2 protein-coding genes are annotated in these 591 nt (G+C 62.4%); both read left to right on the top strand.

Annotated features, from left to right (window positions below; genetic code table 11):
- Positions 1–349, top strand: a 349-nt coding sequence (locus tag EN943_RS37345) for an ATP-binding cassette domain-containing protein (RefSeq protein ID WP_164778624.1), incomplete at its 5' end; no start/stop codon positions are given.
- Between the two features lie 5 nt (positions 350–354).
- On the top strand, positions 355–591 hold a 237-nt coding region (locus EN943_RS37340), incomplete at its 3' end, for a hypothetical protein (RefSeq protein ID WP_164778623.1).

Raw genomic sequence — 591 nt, 5'->3', positions numbered from 1 at the left:
CATCACGCCCACGCTTCAGGTCGAGGACCTGTCAGGTGGACAGCGGCAGGCGGTCGCGATCGCACGCTCGCTGCTGCGCGCCAAGAAAGCTCTTCTGCTTGATGAGCCCACAGCCGCGCTCGGTCCGCGGCAAAGCGACCTCGTCTGCGAAGCCATCAAGGCCGTTGCCTCCAAGGGGATCGCCCTTCTGGTCGTGTCGCACGATCTTGAACGGATGCTGACGACGGCGACCCGCATCGCCGTGCTGCATCGCGGACGGATCGCAATGGACCAGCCGGCTTCCGGACTGACCATCCGCGACATCGTATCGGCGATGATGGGTCGCCATGCCGAAACGGCGGGGGCTTGAGAGACATGGCGCAGGAGGTAAACATTTTGGAAAACCAGGCTCAGCCTCACAACTTCTTCTCCAAGCTTCGCCGCAATCGCGAGTCGATGGCCATCGGCATCCTAGCCCTGGATGTGATCCTGGTATTCGTTTTCGGCGCGGTGACCAACGGCATCATGCTGCAGCCATCTGCCGTGCAGGCGCTGTCGGTAAACTCGGCTCAAGCAAACTGGCTCACATGCGGGGGGGCGATCGTGCTTGGC

This window comes from Mesorhizobium sp. M7A.F.Ca.US.006.01.1.1 (genome assembly GCF_003997935.1).
In the GTDB taxonomy this organism is placed as follows: Bacteria; Pseudomonadota; Alphaproteobacteria; order Rhizobiales; family Rhizobiaceae; genus Mesorhizobium.
This window is presented reverse-complemented; position numbering and strand designations above follow the sequence as displayed.